Genomic DNA, 15,745 nt, shown 5'->3' with positions numbered 1-15,745 from the left:
GGGCTGGTTTGGGTTGTTCCGGGTTGGCTGCGCTAGCATCAGGTCAATAACGTTCGGCCCGCCGGGCCATGGAGGCAATCGCAATGATTTTCAAGCAACTGTTCGAGGACGAGTCGTCCACCTATACCTATCTTCTGAGCTGCCCGGATACCGGCAAGACCGCATTGATCGACCCGGTCATCGAAACCGTCGACCGCGACATGCGCGTGCTGCAGGAGATGGGCCTGAGCCTCGATTACGTCATCGAGACCCATATCCACGCCGACCACATCACCGGCGCCCGGATGCTGCGCGAAAAGACCGGCTGCAAGCTGGGCGGGCCGGCGATGGACGAACTGCCGTGTCGCGATTTCGGCCTGCGCGAGGGCGAGCCCTTCCAGGTGGGCAACCTGGTGGTCAACCCGCTCTATACCCCGGGGCACACGGATGCGCACCACGCCTACCTGATGGATCACGTGGGCCTGAAAATGCTGTTCTCCGGCGACGCCCTGCTGATCGAGGCCTGTGGCCGCACCGATTTCCAGTCGGGGGATGCCAAGACGCTCTATCACTCGATCCACGACAAGTTCTTCACCCTGCCGGACGAGACCCTGGTGTATCCCGCGCACGATTACGAAGAGCGCCAGATCACCACCATCGGCCAGGAGAAGATGCGCAACCCGCGCCTGGGCAAGGGCAAGCCGGAGGCGGAGTTCGTGAAAATCATGGACGAGATGGACCTGCCGTACCCGAAGAAGATCGACTGGGCCCTGCCGGGCAACGAAGGTTGCGGAATCTGCCCCGACAACCTGCCGGACGAGAAGAGGCGCCTCTGCGAGACCGATCAGCAGGGCTAGTTCGACCCCTTCCGGTGGCCCCGCCAGGAGCCACCGGTTCCGAATGTTCATCCGGTGGGCGGTTTTTACCGCTTGCCGGACCCCGTACACTCCCGCGATGACCGAACACACACCCGTTGACGTGCCGGGTCCGCTGGACCGCCTGCGGGCGATCATGGCGCGGCTGCGCGATCCCGAATCCGGCTGTGCCTGGGATCGGGCGCAGACGGCCGGGACTATCGTCCCGTTCACCCTGGAAGAGGCCTATGAGCTGGCCGACGTGATCGCGCGCGACCAGGGCGAGGCGGCGGATACCCGCGAGCTGCGTGACGAGCTGGGCGACCTGCTGTTTCAGGTGGTGTTCCAGGCGCGCATCGCCGAGGAGGCCGGGCGTTTCGATCTGGATGATGTAGCGCGCGCGATCGGCGACAAGCTGGTGCGCCGGCATCCGCACGTGTTTGCCGATGTCGCGCATGCCTCGGATGCGGAGCGCGAGGCGGCCTGGGAGGCGGACAAGGCCCGGGAGCGTGCCGATCGCGCCCAGACGAGCGCCATGGACGACATCCCGCTGGCTCTGCCGGCCCTGTCGCGGGCGGTAAAGAGCCAGCGCCGCGCCGCCCGGCTCGGCTTTGACTGGGACGATCCGGCGCCGGTGGTCGCCAAGATCCACGAGGAACTGGCCGAGGTGCAGGAGGCCGTGGATCAGGGCGAGGCCGCGGCGCGCATCGCCGAGGAGGTCGGCGACGTGCTGTTTGCCGTCAGTAACTGGGCGCGCCACCTGGGTGTGGATCCGGAGGGGGCGCTGCGCGGAAGTACGCGCAAGTTCGAGGCCCGTTTCCGGCATATGGAGGCCCTGGCCGCCGCGCGCGGTGAGACCCTGGGGGCGTTGGACTTCGCGGCCCAGGAGACCCTTTATCAGGAGGCGCGGCGCCGCGAGCGCCAGCCTTACGACGAATCCGAGACCAAGGACCCGAGATGAGCGACGCCGTCGAACTGCCCGACCACTTTCTGCCGGCCCGGATCGAGACGATCGAGCAGGTCACCCCGTTGATCAAGGTGTTCACCCTGGCCGCGGACCCGCAGCGTTTTACCAGCAAGGCCGGCCAGTGGCTGGATCTGGTGATCCCGCAACCCGAGGGCAAGCCCTTCGTCGGTGGTTATTCGGTCGTGTCCGCGCCGCGCGCGGATGGCCGTTTGCAGCTGGCCATCAAGTACGCCGACCACCACCACGCGACGCATCACCTGCACGCGGTCGCGCAGGAAGGCGACACCGTGTACATCACGCCGGGACAGGGCAGTTTCTTCTTTGAGCCCGGCATGGCAAGGAATGTCGTGCTGCTGGGGGCTGGCATCGGCGTGACGCCGCTGTTCGGCATCCTGCGCGCGATTCATGCAGACATGCCCGAGGTCTATGCGCATCTGGTGTACAGCGTGGCGCACCAGGACGAGGTGCTGTTCCCGCAGGAACTGGAGGCGATGGCCAAGGCGCCGAATATCGACGTCAGCCTGACTGTGACCCGCGAGGCCGAGGACTGGCTGGGCCACACCGGACGCATCAGTCATCGGCTGCTGGAGTCGCTCGATCTGCCGCGCGATGCGCTGTTCTACTTCTGTGGCTCGCGCGAGTTCATCGAGGACATGGCCACCCTGCTGGCGGAATGGGGCATCCCCGAGGCGCAGCTGAAATACGAGAAGTGGTGGTAATGGCGGTCGCTCGGTGCTTTTCGCAGCCCGCGTCATCGCGAGGAGCTGCAGGCGACGAAGCAACCTCCGTGCGGAACCACTGGATCGCGACAGGCTGACCACCACTCTGCGAGCTTCAGGAGGTTACTCGCTCCGCTCGCCCTTCGGGCCGGCCTGCGGCCGTTCAACGCAGCTTCGCTGCTTTTGTGCTTCGCCGCCTGCGGCTCCTCGCAATGACGGGGGAAAGGCCGGCGCGGTGCTCGAACCCAGAAGGATTACGGCCGGCGGGTGTCGCCCGGGCGCAGGGCGTTTTCGGGGGCGAGGATGGTCGGCTGGCCGTCCAGGGCCGGGTCGGTGTCCGGGTAGTCGCGGATGAAGTGCAGCCCGCGGCTTTCCTTGCGCGACAGGGCACTCTTCACGATGATCTCGGCGACCATGGCCAGGTTGCGCAGCTCCAGCAGGTCCGGGGAGATGCGGAAGTGGCTGTAATACTCGTGGATCTCTTCCTGCAGGATGCGGATGCGCCGCTCGGCGCGGTGCAGGCGCTCGCGGGCGCGCACGATCCCGACGTAGTCCCACATCAGCCGGCGCAGCTCGTCCCAGTCGTGGGCGACCACCACCTCTTCCTGTGACTCGGTCACTCGGGACTCGTCCCAGGCCGGCGGCACGGGGAGCTTCTCGGGGGCGGGCAAGTCGGTCTGCGACAGGATGTGGTCGGCCGCGGCACGGGCATACACCAGGCACTCCAGGAGCGAGTTGCTGGCCATGCGGTTCGCGCCATGCAGGCCTGTGTAGGAGGCCTCGCCGGCGGCGTACAGCCCCGGCAGGTCGGTCTGGCCGAAGTGATTCACCATCACGCCGCCGCAGGTGTAGTGCGCGGCCGGCACCACCGGCAGCGGCTCGCGGGTCATGTCGAAACCGTATTCCAGACAGCGCTCGTGAATGGTGGGGAAGTGTTCGCGGATGAACTCGGCCGGCTTGTGGCTGATGTCGAGGTTCACGTGGTCGATGCCGAGGCGCTTCATCTCGTGGTCGACGGCGCGGGCGACGATGTCGCGCGGGGCCAGCTCGGCGCGCTCGTCGAAGCGCGGCATGAAGCGCTCGCCGTTGGGCAGGAGCAGGACTCCGCCCTCGCCGCGGACCGCCTCGGAGATCAGGAACGACTTGGCCCGCGGATGGAACAGGCAGGTCGGGTGGAACTGCATGAACTCCATGTTGGCGATGCGGCAGCCGGCGCGCCAGGCCATCGCAATGCCGTCGCCGGTGGAGCCGTCCGGATTGGAGCTATAGAGGTAGACCTTGCTGGCGCCGCCGGTGGCGAGGATCACGGTCGGGGCGAGGATGGTCTCCACCTCACGGGTCTTGGCGTCCTGCACGTAGGCGCCAACCACGCGGCGGGTGCCGTCCACCGGTTGGGTGATCAGATCCACGGCGACGTGGCGTTCGAACACCTCGATGCTGCCCTGGCCCGAGGCGCTGCGCACCAGGGCCTCTTCGATGGCTCGCCCGGTGGCATCGGCGGCGTGCGCGACGCGCCGGGCGCTGTGCCCGCCCTCGCGGGTCAGGTGCAGCCGGCTGCGGCCCTCGAGCGGCTCGCGGGTGAACGGCACGCCAAGATTGAGTAGCCAGTGGATCGCCTCGGGGCCCGCCGCCACGGTGCGGCGCACGGCGTCCGGGTCACACAGGCCCGCGCCCGCGTCCAGGGTGTCCTGAATGTGGGCATCGAAGGAGTCGGTGCGGTCGAGGACTGCCGAGATCCCGCCCTGGGCATAGCGGGTAGAACCCTCATCCACCGGGCCCTTGCTGATCACGGTGACGCGACGGTGAGGGGCCAGATGCAGGGCTGCGGAGAGCCCCGCCGCGCCGCTTCCGATCACGAGGACGTCCGCCAGGCGCGGTTGTTGTACTGTCCCCATGGGTCAGGTAACGTGCTGCGCTTGTTGCCAGAGCGAATTGTGGCCCTTGCGCAACAGTGTTGTGCGCAAAGCGAACTTAATGCGAGTCAGGCGGTCCATGCAACATAGAATACCGGAGACTGGCGTGTTGGCGGGAGTCCCCGCATGAGCGAGAAGGCTTCCGACGAGGCCCTGGTCAAGCGAGTTCAGAAGGGCGACAAGGCGGCCTTCGACGTCCTGGTGCTGAAGTACCAGCACAAGATCGTCAACTTGGTCGGGCGTTATGTCCATGACCATGCAGCGGCCCTGGACGTGTCCCAGGAGGCCTTCATCAAGGCCTACAGGGGGCTGGCGAACTTTCGTGGCGAGAGCGCGTTCTATACGTGGCTTTACCGCATCGCCATCAATACGGCCAAGAATCACCTTGTCTCCCAGGGACGGCGGCGGCCCGAGGCCGAAATCGATGCGCAGGACGCGGAACAGATGGGCGGTGATTCCGCCCTGAAGGACAGTGCAACCCCGGAGGGGGAACTGTTGTCCGAAGAGATTGAAGGGGCGGTGCGTCGCACCATCGAGGAACTGCCCGACGACCTTCGGATGGCCATCACACTGCGCGAGATCGAGGGACTGAGTTACGAGGAAATCGCGCAGACGATGGGATGCCCGATCGGCACGGTCCGGTCGCGTATCTTCCGGGCCCGCGAGGCCATCGACCGGACCTTGCGTCCTTTGTTAGACAACAACTGAACGAGTAGCGCCATGACAGAGCAAGTCTCAAAGAATGAACGTCTTTCGGCCCTGGTGGACGGAGAAACGGATGACTTCGAGACGCGTCGCTTGATGGATGAACTGGTCAAGTCCGAAGAGGACCGCGGCCAGTGGGAACGCTATCACCTGATCGGCGATAGTCTGCGCGGCGGGATGCGCCGCACGGCCCCCGCGAACTTCATGGACGGTGTCCATGCGGCCCTGGCCGACGAGGCGCCGCTGTCGGCTGCCCACAAGCCGGCGCAGCCGCGCTGGCTGAAGCCGGTTGCGGGCACCGGCGTGGCCGCCGCGGTCGCGATGGTGACCCTGGTCGGGATGCAGATGCTGGGGCCCGACACGGGCACGCAGGAGGCCGCTCCGGTCGCCAGCGAGACCCGCACCCCGGCACAGGTCGCCGATGGCGTGCAGCGGACCAGTACCTCCGACGTCGAGGCCCCGGCCGCCGGCCGCGAGTCGCTGGACCCACGCTTTGCCCGCTACCTCGAAAATCACGCGGAACTGACCGGGCCGGGTTCTACCGCCCTGGGCCGGGTTCGTTACTCGGTGAGTGACGAGTAACGCGTGATGCGCTGCGGCCTGCCGTTCGTCCTGGTTGCCGCCACTGCACTTTGCTGCGTTCCGTTGCCGATTCTGGCCGGGGATCAATCCCCGGCAGACTGGCTGCAGCGGATGACCAGCAGCCTGCATTCGGAGAGTTACCAGGGAACTTTCGTGCTCCAGCGGGATGACCGGCTGGACGCCATTCGTGTGGTGCACGCCGCCGAGAACGGTGGCTACCGCGAGCGCCTGGAAACCCTGACTGGAAGCCACCGCGAGATCCTGCGGTCGGTCGACCGTCTGAGCGCGTTGAAGGGAGCCCGGGCCGCGGCCGGCGAGGGTGGTGGAGGGGCCCCGCACTGGCCGGCCGGAGCGCCGGTCTTCCTGCTCGAGCACCACGATCACTACGCCCTGGAAGACATGGGTGTCGATCGTGTCGCCGGTCTCGAGTGCCGCATGATCCTTGCGCGTGCCCGCGATATGCTGCGTTACAGCCATCGCTACTGCCTGCACACCGCGACCGCGCTCCCCTTGCTCAGCGAACTGTACGACGGTCACGGGGCGCTGCTTGAGCGCCTGGCCTTTACCGATCTTGAGCATCTTGACGAGGTCGCGGAAACCGCCCTCGAGGCGACCCGCGAGGACGCCGAGCATGTCGAGGTGCGAGCCGACCATGGGCACAAGAAGCCCGACTGGGACGAGCAGACCGGCATGGACGGCTGGAGCTTTGCCAACCTTCCGGATGGCTTTTCCGCGATTGCCGCGTCCGAACGCCGTGTCGGAGACGACCAGGCCAGCCTGCGTCATTTCGTGTTGAGCGACGGTCTGGCCTCGGTCTCGGTCTATATCGAGAAGGCCAGCGGCGAGCAGATGTTCGAGGGGACGACACGTGCCGGGGCCACGCACGGGGCCGCGCGTTCGATTGCGGGGCACCAGGTCACTGCGGTAGGCGATGTCCCGCAGGCGACGGTGCGGGGCGTGCTGGACGCCGTGGTGCATCACCCCGGCAATTGAATCGCCACATGGGCCCGCAAGCATGAGTGAATGGATCCGCGAACAGGGAACCGTGCTCTCGGTGGAGGGCTACGCGGCGCGTGTGCGTATCGAACGCCGTTCGACCTGCGGCAGTTGTTCGGCCCGGACGGGCTGCGGCAGCGGCGTCCTGTCCGAAGTGCTGGGCCGCAAGGCAGTGGAGGTGTCCATCGGCCATCCCGGCTCGCTGCAGCCGGGAGATACCGTGACCCTGGGTATCCGCGATCAGGCGCTGGTTTCGGGGGCCCTGGCGATGTACCTGCTGCCGCTCGCCGGCCTGGTGGCGGCGCCGGCACTGCTGATGCTGGTTGTGCCCGGACTCGGGGAGGGCTTCCATTTGCTGGTCGGGGCCCTGGGGTTCGCGGGCGGGCTGCTCGGCGTGCGCGCCTGGCTGCGCCGGCGCGCCCCGGATCTGGCGCCGGTGCTGCTGGAGCGCCATCCGGCCACGGGAACCCACCGCGCTGCGGCACCCATGGCCGCGCCCCGGCCCTGAATCTTCGTGCCGGTCGCCGGGAACTTGTGGCCGGGCCGGCTTTCTAGAGCCATGAACCTACGACTTCCCAATGCGGGCTGGATGATGATGAAACCGATGCAATGGGCACTGGTGGCCCTGACCTTTCTCGCCCTGTCGCTGCCGGCCTCGGCGCGCATGCTGCCGGACTTCGTGCCGCTGGCGGAGGAGCACAGCCCGGCGGTGGTGAATATCGCGACCACCCGCGAGCGCGAGAACCCGCATCGCAGTCAGATGCCGGACTTCGAGGGCTCGCCCTTCGAAGACCTGTTCGAGCGCTTCTTTGGCGGCCCGGGTGGCGAGGGCCCGCGCGGGCCGGAGCGCTTCGAACGCAACTCGCTGGGTTCCGGGTTCATCTATACCGAAGATGGCTACATCATCACCGCCAACCATGTGGTGGAGGGCGCCTCGGAGGTTGTCGTGCACCTGTCCGACCGCCGCGTGTTCGACGCCGAGATCGTTGGCAAGGACCCGCAGAGTGATGTGGCCTTGCTCAAGATTGACGCCGAGAACCTGCCCACTCTGAAACTGGGCTCCTCGTCCGATCTGAAGGTTGGCGAATGGGTGCTGGCGATCGGTTCACCGTTCGGCTTCGACCACTCGGTGACCGCCGGCATCGTCAGTGCCAAGGGGCGCAGCCTCCCGAGCGAGAATTACGTGCCGTTCATTCAGACCGATGTGGCCATCAACCCGGGCAACTCCGGGGGGCCGCTGCTGAACCTGGATGGCGAAGTGATTGGCATCAACGCGCAGATCTACAGCCGGACCGGCGGGTTCATGGGGCTGTCCTTTGCCGTGCCCATCGAGATGGTGGGCGACGTGGTGCAGCAGTTGCGCGAGCACGGCGAGGTGACGCGTGGCTGGCTGGGTGTGCTGATCCAGGAAGTGACCCGCGAGCTGGCCGATTCCTTCGGCATGGACAAGCCGGCCGGGGCGCTAGTCTCGCGCGTGCAGCCGAACAGTCCGGCGCAGAAGGCCGGCTTTGAAACCGGGGACGTGATCCTGTCGTTCAACGGCATCGAGGTGCCGAACTCGTCCGCGCTGCCGCCGATTGTCGGGCGCACGCCGGTGGGCGCCGAGGCCGAGGTCAAGGTGCGCCGCGGTGACGAGACTCGCACCATCATCGTCGAGATCGAGCGTCTGCCGGAGGATATTTCCGCCCAGCGCGGCGGGCCGCAGCGTGAGGCCCCGGAGCGGACCGAGCCGCAAAGCCTGTTGGGGATGGTCCTGGAGCCGCTGGATGCCGAGCGTGCCGCAGAGCTGGACGTCGATGGCGGCCTGGTGGTCCGGGACGTCACCGACAATCCGGCGCGCTCGGCCGGGGTGCGTTCCGGCGACGTGATCGTCCAGTTCGGCGGCCATGCGGTCGACTCGGTGGAGACCCTGGAGAAGCGGATCGAAGAGGTGGGTGAGCGGCGCACGGTGCCGGTACTGGTGTACCGTGGCGGCAATCCGACCTATATCGCCCTGCGCGTTCCGCGGGACTGAAACCGCCTCGTGCTGCGCTCGCGCGTGTCCAACGGCGCGGGTGCTTCGGGGCCGCAATGGAGAACGGGAGGGCTGCCGGCGGGTTCGGCAGCCCTCCCAATCGTTTCTGGATGACCGAACTGACCCTTTATCATCGCGAGAGCTGCGGTCTCTGCCATGACATGCTGGCCGAGATCATGGCCCTTAAAAGCCGTTATACTTTCGCGCTTACGGTCGTCGACATCGACGAGGACCCGGACCTGCAGGCGCGTTTCAACGTCAAGGTCCCGGTGCTCGCGGTCGACGGCGACATTCTCTGCTGCCATTTCCTCGACCGAAAGGCACTGCTGGACCTACTGGCCCCTGCATGACCGAAACCCGCCTTACCCGCAATTTCTCCATCATCGCGCATATTGACCATGGCAAGTCCACGCTGGCGGACCGCCTGATCCAGGGTTGCAACGGCCTGACCGAGCGCGAGATGTCGGAGCAGGTGCTGGACTCGATGGATCTGGAGCGCGAGCGCGGAATCACCATCAAGGCGCAGAGCGTGTCGCTGTTCTATGACGCCCAGGATGGTCAGCGTTACCAGCTGAACCTCATCGACACCCCGGGGCACGTGGATTTCTCCTACGAGGTGTCGCGTTCGCTGTTCGCCTGCGAAGGCGCACTGCTGGTGGTCGATGCGTCGCAGGGCGTCGAGGCGCAGAGCGTGGCGAACTGCTACACCGCACTCGACCAGGGTCTGGAGGTCGTGCCGGTCCTGAACAAGATTGACCTGCCGGCTGCTGAGCCCGATCGGGTGGCGGCCGAGATCGAGGATGTGATCGGTATCGAGGCCACCGACGCCCTGCGAGTCTCCGCGAAGACCGGCGAGGGGATGGCCGAACTGCTGGAAGAGATCGTGCGTCGTATCCCGCCGCCGGAGGGCGATTCCGAGGCTGCACCCAAGGCGCTGGTGATCGACTCCTGGTACGACAATTACCTGGGCGTGGTCGCGCTGGTGCGGGTGAAGGCCGGGCGCTTCCGCGCCGGGCAGAAGATCAAGGCGATGTCGGTCGGGCGTGCCCACGAGGTCAGCCGGGTCGGGGTGTTCACCCCCAAGCCGGTGGATCGCGCGACCCTGGAGGTCGGCGACGTCGGCTATCTGATCGCGACCATCAAGGACATTTCCGGGGCCAAGGTCGGGGATACCTTTACGGACTTCAATAACCCGGCCTCCGAACCCGTGCCGGGTTTCCAGGAGGTTCAGCCGCGGGTGTTTGCCGGGCTGTTCCCGGTCAGTGCAGAGGACTTCAACGACCTGCGCGATGCCCTGGACAAGCTGCGCCTGAACGACGCCGCGCTGTCCTTCGAGCCGGAGACCTCGCAGGCGCTGGGCTTCGGCTTTCGCTGCGGCTTCCTCGGCATGCTGCACATGGAGATCGTGCAGGAGCGCCTGGAGCGGGAATACGACCTCGACCTGATCACCACCGCGCCCACCGTGGTCTACGAGGTGGAAAGAAGCGACGGCGAGGTGGTGATGGTGCATAACCCCTCGGAGCTGCCGCCGAACAACGAGATTGGCGAGATCCGCGAACCGATCATCGAGGCCAATATCCTGGTCCCGCAGGAGTATGTCGGCGCGGTGATCACGCTGTGCGTGGAAAAGCGCGGGTCGCAGACCAAGATGCAGTACCTGGGGCGCCAGGTGCAGCTGGCCTACGAGTTGCCGATGTCCGAGGTGATGCTGGACTTCTTCGATCGCTTGAAGTCCGCGACCCGTGGCTACGCCTCGTTCGACTATCAGCCGCTGCGGTTCGAGGCGGCGCCGCTGGTACGTGTGGATATCCTGATCAATGGCGACCGGGTGGATGCGCTGTCGGCGATCGTGCATCGCGACCACGCCGAGTCGCGCGGGCGCCAGATCATCGAGCGCATGGCCAAGATCATCCCGCGCCAGATGTACGAAGTGGCGATCCAGGCGGCGATCGGGTCGAAGATCATCGCGCGTTCCACGGTCAAGGCGATGCGCAAGAACGTGCTGGCCAAGTGCTACGGCGGGGATGTCTCGCGCAAGCGCAAGCTGCTGGAAAAGCAGAAGGCCGGCAAGAAACGCATGAAGTCGATCGGCCGGGTGGATGTCCCGCAGGAAGCCTTCCTCGCGGTGCTGTCGGTAGACGACGACAAGAAGTAACAACCAGGCCTGCGGCCCGGACGGGTCGCAGGGCGATCCCCGGCGGGCCGGGAACAAAAGGACACGGCATGGCAAATCTCGAACTGATCCTGGTGCTGGCAACCGCCGTGACCGGCCTGATCTGGCTGGGCTGGGTGATCCTGCGGCGGCGCCGGAGCCCCGAGCGCCAGCGTGAAATGCCCTGGTTCGTCGATTACTCGCGCTCGTTCTTCCCGGTCCTGCTGATCGTGCTGATCCTGCGCTCGTTCGTGGCCGAGCCCTTTCGCATTCCCTCGGGTTCGATGATGCCCACCCTGCTGGTGGGCGACTTCATCATGGTCAGCAAGTTTTCCTACGGCATTCGTCTGCCGGTGACGCGCACCAAGATTCTCGACACCGGGGAACCGGAGCGGGGCGAGGTGGTGGTGTTCAAATATCCGCGCAACCCGGCCGAGGACTACATCAAGCGTGTGATCGGCCTGCCGGGCGACACCATCGCGTTCCGCGACCGCGTCCTGTACGTGAATGGGGAGCCGCAGTCGGCCGAGCGCGTCGGTACCTTCGAAGGCGAGGGCTCGGGGCAGGTGATGTCGGGTGCCTCGATTTTCGAGGAGACCCTGGACGGGCGCACGTACAACACCCTGATGCGCGAGCAGCAGGCCAGCCTGGATGGATCGGTCACCGTGCCCGACGGGCACTATTTCATGGTCGGTGACAACCGCGATAATTCCAACGACAGCCGGTCCTGGGGTTTTGTCGCCGAGGAGCATCTGGTTGGGCGTGCGCTCTTCATCTGGCTGCATTGGGATTACAATGAAGGCCATCGGGACTTTTCCCGGATCGGCCAGGCGATTCGCTAGTAGCCCCGCGGGGGCGGGCAAACAGGGACGGGGTATTCATGCAACATTCCAGACACTCGATGCAGGGCGCGGGCGCGATCACCATTCTCGCGCTGATCTTCCTGGCGCTGCTGATCGGTACCTTCGTGATCAAGATGGGCACGCAGTACACCCAGTTCCTCACCGTGCGCTCGATCATGCAGGACGTCGCCACCCAGGCCGGCGCGGCAGAGAAGAGCGAACGCGAACTGTGGCGCGAGATCAACCGCCGCTTCCAGATCAATTCCGTATACGACGGGATTGTCGAGGAGGACTTCAGCGTGACTGAGAATGGTGCCAGCCGCCAGCTGCACGTGGAGTACGAGGTGCGCCGCGAATTCCTCGGCAATGTGGATGTGGTGGCGCGCTTCTCGAACAGCGAGACGCTGGCCCCCTGATGGGGTCGGCGTCGGTTCCTTGCATGCTTTGTCGGGTGGGTTCGTGAACCGGGATTTTCGCAGTCTGCTGCCCGCGGCTGTGCGCGACGGCGAGGGGATTGACCAGGCGTTGACCCACCGCAGCGCCGGCGGGCGCAATAATGAACGCCTGGAATTCCTGGGTGACGCCGTCCTTGGGCTGGTGATCGCCGACGCCCTGTACGAGAAGCTCCCGGATGCCCCGGAAGGGGATCTCACCCGCCTGCGTGCGGCGCTGGTCAATCGCGAGTCGCTGGCGGATCTGGCTCGGGAGACCGGCCTCGAGGGCACGCTGAACCTGGGCCAGGGCGAGCGCAAGAGTGGCGGCCAGCGCCGTGACTCCATCCTGGCCGATGCGGTGGAGGCCCTGATCGGGGTGACCTACCGCGAGGCCGGGATGGAGGCCGCGCGCGACTTTACCCTGGCGCTGTATGTCGAGCGCCTGAACGATCTCCCGTCGGCCGAATCGCTGAAGGACCCCAAGACCCGGCTGCAGGAACAACTGCAGGGCCGCAATGCGGATCTGCCGGTCTACGAGGTGCTGGAGGTGGTCGGCCCCGATCACAAGCGCCAGTTCACCGTGGCGGTCCACCTGCCCACCCAGGGCTGGGGCCAACGTGGCCAGGGCTCCTCGCGCCGTCGCGCCGAACAGGCCGCGGCCGAGGCTGCCCTGAAACGCCTGCAACAGGTACAGGAACAATGAGTGAAACCGTAGTCCCCGAACCCGCCACCACGCACTGCGGGCTGGTCGCACTGATTGGCCGGCCCAACGTGGGCAAGACCACGCTGATGAACCGCCTGGTTGGGGAGAAGCTGGCGGCGACGACCCGCCGGCCGCATACCACGCGCAATCGCATCCTCGGCATCGTGACCGAGGGGCAGGATCAGGTGGTACTGATGGATACCCCTGGGATCGATACCGAGCGTACCCAGCTGGTGAACCGGGTCCTCAATCGCACGGCCAGCCAGGCGCTGGCGGATGCCGATCTGGTCTGTTTCATCGTCGAGGCTGGAGAGTTCGGCCCCGGCGACGAACGCATCGAGGAGACCATCCGTCATTCCGGGCGTCCGGCACTCCTGGTGATCAACAAGGTGGACCAGTGTCGGGAGAAGGAAGAACTGCTTCCGTTCATCGAGGCCCGCGCTGCGGCCTTCGGCTATGTCGGCGTGGTACCGCTTTCGGCAAAGACCGGATCCAACCTGGACGGTCTGATTGCGGAGATTCGGGCGCATATCCCGGAGGGGCCGTTCCTGTACGACCCGGATCAGCTCTCGGATCGCCCGCAGCGCTTCCGTGCCGAAGAGATGATCCGGGAGTCCATGCTGGAGCATCTGGGGCAGGAAGTCCCGTACTCGGTGGCGGTGCGCGTGGAGGAATGGTCGGACGAGCCGCGCACCACTCACATTGATGCCGTGATCCTGGTCGAGCGCGACAGCCAGAAGGGCATCGTGATCGGCAAGGGCGGGCAGCGACTCAAGCGCATCGGCCAGGCCGCCCGCGTCCAGTTGGAGGCGCTGCTGGAGCGCAAGGTGATGCTGCGCCTGACCGTGCGAGTCGAGGCCGACTGGACCCGCAACCCGCGCGCCCTGCGTGACCTCGGGATCGAAGAATCGCGGTGAGCGCGACCGCCGGGCTCACCCAGGGGGTGGTCCTGCACGCCCGCCCGCTACGCGAGAACAGTCGGGTGCTCGACCTGCTCACCGCCGAGGCCGGGCGCCTGTCGGCCGTGGTGCGCGGCAAGGCCGGATCGGTGCAGCCCTTCGTGCTGCTGGATCTCGCCTGGCGTGGGCGCGGCGAGCTGCCGACGCTGAATGTGGCCGAGCAGCAGCGGGTCTTCCCGTTGACCGGGCGGGCCCTGGTCTGCGGGTTGTACCTGAACGAGCTGATCCTGCGCCTGTACCCACGCGACGCACCGATCCCGGAGGCGCTCCCGGCGCTGTTATCCGCTTATGCCCGGCTGGCCGCCCGCGAGCGCGCCGATACGGTCCTGCGCCGCGCGGAATGGGCCCTGCTCGCACCACTCGATTCCGGACTCGAGCACGTGGACCCGGCCGAGCTGGACCCCGATGCCTGGTATCGCTACGACCCGGAAGCAGGGATGGAACGTGTGGCCGCTGGTCGCAGCGAGGCGATCCCCGGTGTCGCGCTGCAGGCGCTGGCCAGCGCCTGCGACGTGCCGGATAATCAGGCCCGCGTCAGCCGCGACTTCATGCGTCGGCTGATCGACACCCATCTGGCCGGGCGGCCGCTGCGGACCCGGGGTCTGCTGTAGTGGCCCGGACCGCAGCCATACAAGGGCACCGCATCATGTCGCATCCTGCTCCGCTGAAGCTCGGGGTCAATCTTGACCATATCGCCACCATCCGCCAGGCGCGGCATACGCCGTATCCGGACCTGATGCAGGCCGTGCGCCTGGCCGAGGCCAGCGGGGCCGACTCGATCACCCTGCATCTGCGCGAGGATCGGCGCCATATTCAGGATGACGACGTGTTCGGGATCAAGCCGCGGCTGAAGGTTCCGATGAATCTGGAGATGGCCGCCACCGAGGGGATGCAGGCGATCGCCCTGAAGCTGCTCCCGGAGGCGTGCTGCATCGTGCCGGAAAAACGCGAGGAGTTGACCACCGAGGGCGGCCTGGATGCCTTGGGTCAGATGGAGCGGCTGCGCGCGTTTGTCGCGCCGCTGACCGCCGCCGGGATCGAGGTCTCGCTGTTCGTGGAGCCGGATGTGCGCCAGCTGGAGGCCGCCGTGGCCATCGGCGCCCCGGTGGTAGAGCTGCACACCGGCGCCTATGCGAATGCCCGCGATGTCGCCGAGCGCGAGCGGCTCCTGGGCGGCATCAACGAGGCCGCTGCGGCTGGCCAGGCCATGGGGCTGGTCATCAACGCGGGGCACGGGCTGGACTATGACAACGTGCGGCCGATTGCTGCCAACCCGGTGTTTCACGAGCTGAACATTGGGCATTCGATCGTGGCCCGGGCCCTGTTCACCGGCCTGCCCGAGGCGGTCAGCCATATGCGCGGCCTGATGGATGCCGCGCGCCAGGGTCTGCCGCCCGGTCAGTACCCGGTTTGAGCGTCGGATGATCCTGGGCATTGGAACCGATCTGGTGCAGGTCGCGCGCATGCAGGGCATGTGGGAGCGCCATGGTGCGCGCCTGGCGGAACGCATCTTGCACCCGCTGGAGCGCGCGGATCTCCCGCCCGAACACCCGGCCGGTTTTCTCGCCCGGCGCTTCGCCGCCAAGGAGGCCCTGTCCAAGGCGCTCGGCTGCGGCATCGGGGCGGATATGGCACTGGCCGAGGCCGGCGTGACCCATGATGCCCGTGGTCGGCCCGAGTTCGTGCTGGAGGGGCGTGCCCGCGCCACGGCCGAGCGTCTGGGCGCCGGGACCATCCATCTCAGCATCAGCGACGAGCGCGATTACGCCCAGGCGTTTGTCGTGATTGAGGCCGAGCCGGCCGGTATGGGCCCCGAGTAACCCCCATTTCCCTCCGGACGTGGTTGCCCGCCCGGAGGCGCCTCCCTAGAATGTGACCCCTTATGCCCGCCGGTCTCCATGGATTCCGCGTCGGGCGCAGCCCTGA

18 protein-coding genes are annotated in these 15,745 nt (G+C 66.6%); 17 read left to right on the top strand and 1 reads right to left on the bottom strand.

Annotated elements, in window-relative coordinates:
• Positions 1-83 precede the first annotated feature (83 nt).
• From F816_RS0104530 to F816_RS0104520, 3 genes are read left to right on the top strand one after another with little or no spacing between them, the layout of a single operon-like run.
• Positions 84-836, top strand: a complete 753-nt coding sequence (locus tag F816_RS0104530; protein ID WP_018168135.1) for an MBL fold metallo-hydrolase — start codon at positions 84-86, stop codon at positions 834-836.
• Between the two features lie 43 nt (positions 837-879).
• Positions 880-1,794 (top strand): nucleoside triphosphate pyrophosphohydrolase, encoded by a 915-nt coding sequence (gene mazG, locus F816_RS0104525; protein ID WP_026333123.1) that lies wholly within the window; start codon positions 880-882, stop codon positions 1,792-1,794.
• A complete protein-coding gene (locus F816_RS0104520; RefSeq protein ID WP_019567747.1) occupies positions 1,791-2,519 on the top strand; it encodes a ferredoxin--NADP reductase in 729 nt (242 codons plus the stop codon). The genes mazG and F816_RS0104520 overlap by 4 nt, the downstream gene beginning before the upstream one ends.
• Positions 2,520-2,773: 254 nt before the next feature.
• Here F816_RS0104520 and nadB read toward each other — a convergent pair whose 3' ends face one another.
• On the bottom strand, positions 2,774-4,414 hold the full coding sequence (gene nadB / locus F816_RS0104515; RefSeq protein ID WP_019567746.1) for an L-aspartate oxidase: 1,641 nt from the start codon (positions 4,412-4,414) through the stop codon (positions 2,774-2,776).
• A 144-nt stretch (positions 4,415-4,558) separates the two neighbouring features.
• On the opposite strand from nadB, the gene rpoE reads away from it, so the two are divergent.
• The 14 genes from rpoE to acpS all read left to right on the top strand — a co-directional run bounded on the left by rpoE (position 4,559) and on the right by acpS (position 15,639).
• Entirely contained in the window at positions 4,559-5,140 is a 582-nt protein-coding gene (gene rpoE / locus F816_RS0104510) for an RNA polymerase sigma factor RpoE (RefSeq protein ID WP_018144070.1), read from the top strand.
• Positions 5,141-5,152: 12 nt separating this feature from the next.
• Positions 5,153-5,719, top strand: coding sequence for a sigma-E factor negative regulatory protein (locus tag F816_RS0104505; protein WP_019593712.1), 567 nt, complete (start codon positions 5,153-5,155; stop codon positions 5,717-5,719).
• A gap of 6 nt (positions 5,720-5,725) precedes the next feature.
• Positions 5,726-6,712: a MucB/RseB C-terminal domain-containing protein gene (locus tag F816_RS0104500; RefSeq protein WP_019593711.1), complete on the top strand. Its 987-nt coding sequence runs from the start codon at positions 5,726-5,728 to the stop codon at positions 6,710-6,712.
• Between the two features lie 22 nt (positions 6,713-6,734).
• Positions 6,735-7,223, top strand: coding sequence for a SoxR reducing system RseC family protein (locus tag F816_RS0104495; RefSeq protein WP_019593710.1), 489 nt, complete (start codon positions 6,735-6,737; stop codon positions 7,221-7,223).
• A gap of 81 nt (positions 7,224-7,304) precedes the next feature.
• Complete coding sequence (locus F816_RS0104490) at positions 7,305-8,729, top strand: DegQ family serine endoprotease (protein ID WP_019593709.1); 1,425 nt, start codon at positions 7,305-7,307, stop codon at positions 8,727-8,729.
• 110 nt (positions 8,730-8,839) lie between these two features.
• Positions 8,840-9,079, top strand: coding sequence for a glutaredoxin family protein (locus tag F816_RS0104485; protein ID WP_018949846.1), 240 nt, complete (start codon positions 8,840-8,842; stop codon positions 9,077-9,079).
• Complete coding sequence (lepA, locus tag F816_RS0104480) at positions 9,076-10,884, top strand: translation elongation factor 4 (RefSeq protein ID WP_018144064.1); 1,809 nt, start codon at positions 9,076-9,078, stop codon at positions 10,882-10,884. Before F816_RS0104485 ends, lepA begins: the two co-directional genes overlap by 4 nt.
• A 68-nt stretch (positions 10,885-10,952) precedes the next feature.
• On the top strand, positions 10,953-11,723 hold the full coding sequence (gene lepB / locus F816_RS0104475) for a signal peptidase I (protein WP_018144063.1): 771 nt from the start codon (positions 10,953-10,955) through the stop codon (positions 11,721-11,723).
• Between the two features lie 59 nt (positions 11,724-11,782).
• Positions 11,783-12,139, top strand: a complete 357-nt coding sequence (locus F816_RS0104470) for a DUF4845 domain-containing protein (protein WP_019593708.1) — start codon at positions 11,783-11,785, stop codon at positions 12,137-12,139.
• Positions 12,140-12,182: 43 nt separating this feature from the next.
• Positions 12,183-12,860, top strand: a complete 678-nt coding sequence (gene rnc / locus F816_RS0104465) for a ribonuclease III (RefSeq protein WP_038085339.1) — start codon at positions 12,183-12,185, stop codon at positions 12,858-12,860.
• The gene (era, locus tag F816_RS0104460) at positions 12,857-13,777 is read left to right on the top strand and encodes a GTPase Era (protein ID WP_018144060.1); all 921 of its coding nucleotides are present in this window, start codon (positions 12,857-12,859) and stop codon (positions 13,775-13,777) included. Before rnc ends, era begins: the two co-directional genes overlap by 4 nt.
• Positions 13,774-14,430: a recombination protein O N-terminal domain-containing protein gene (locus F816_RS0104455; protein ID WP_019593706.1), complete on the top strand. Its 657-nt coding sequence runs from the start codon at positions 13,774-13,776 to the stop codon at positions 14,428-14,430. The genes era and F816_RS0104455 overlap by 4 nt, the downstream gene beginning before the upstream one ends.
• A 35-nt stretch (positions 14,431-14,465) precedes the next feature.
• Positions 14,466-15,233 (top strand): pyridoxine 5'-phosphate synthase, encoded by a 768-nt coding sequence (locus F816_RS0104450; RefSeq protein ID WP_019593705.1) that lies wholly within the window; start codon positions 14,466-14,468, stop codon positions 15,231-15,233.
• Between the two features lie 7 nt (positions 15,234-15,240).
• Positions 15,241-15,639 carry a holo-ACP synthase gene (acpS, locus tag F816_RS0104445; RefSeq protein WP_018168146.1) on the top strand — a complete coding sequence of 133 codons (399 nt, stop codon included), beginning with the start codon at positions 15,241-15,243 and terminating at the stop codon, positions 15,637-15,639.
• Positions 15,640-15,745 lie beyond the last annotated feature (106 nt).

The organism is Thioalkalivibrio sp. ALM2T (assembly GCF_000381505.1).
Taxonomy (GTDB): Bacteria; Pseudomonadota; Gammaproteobacteria; order Ectothiorhodospirales; family Ectothiorhodospiraceae; genus Thioalkalivibrio; species Thioalkalivibrio versutus.
This window is presented reverse-complemented; position numbering and strand designations above follow the sequence as displayed.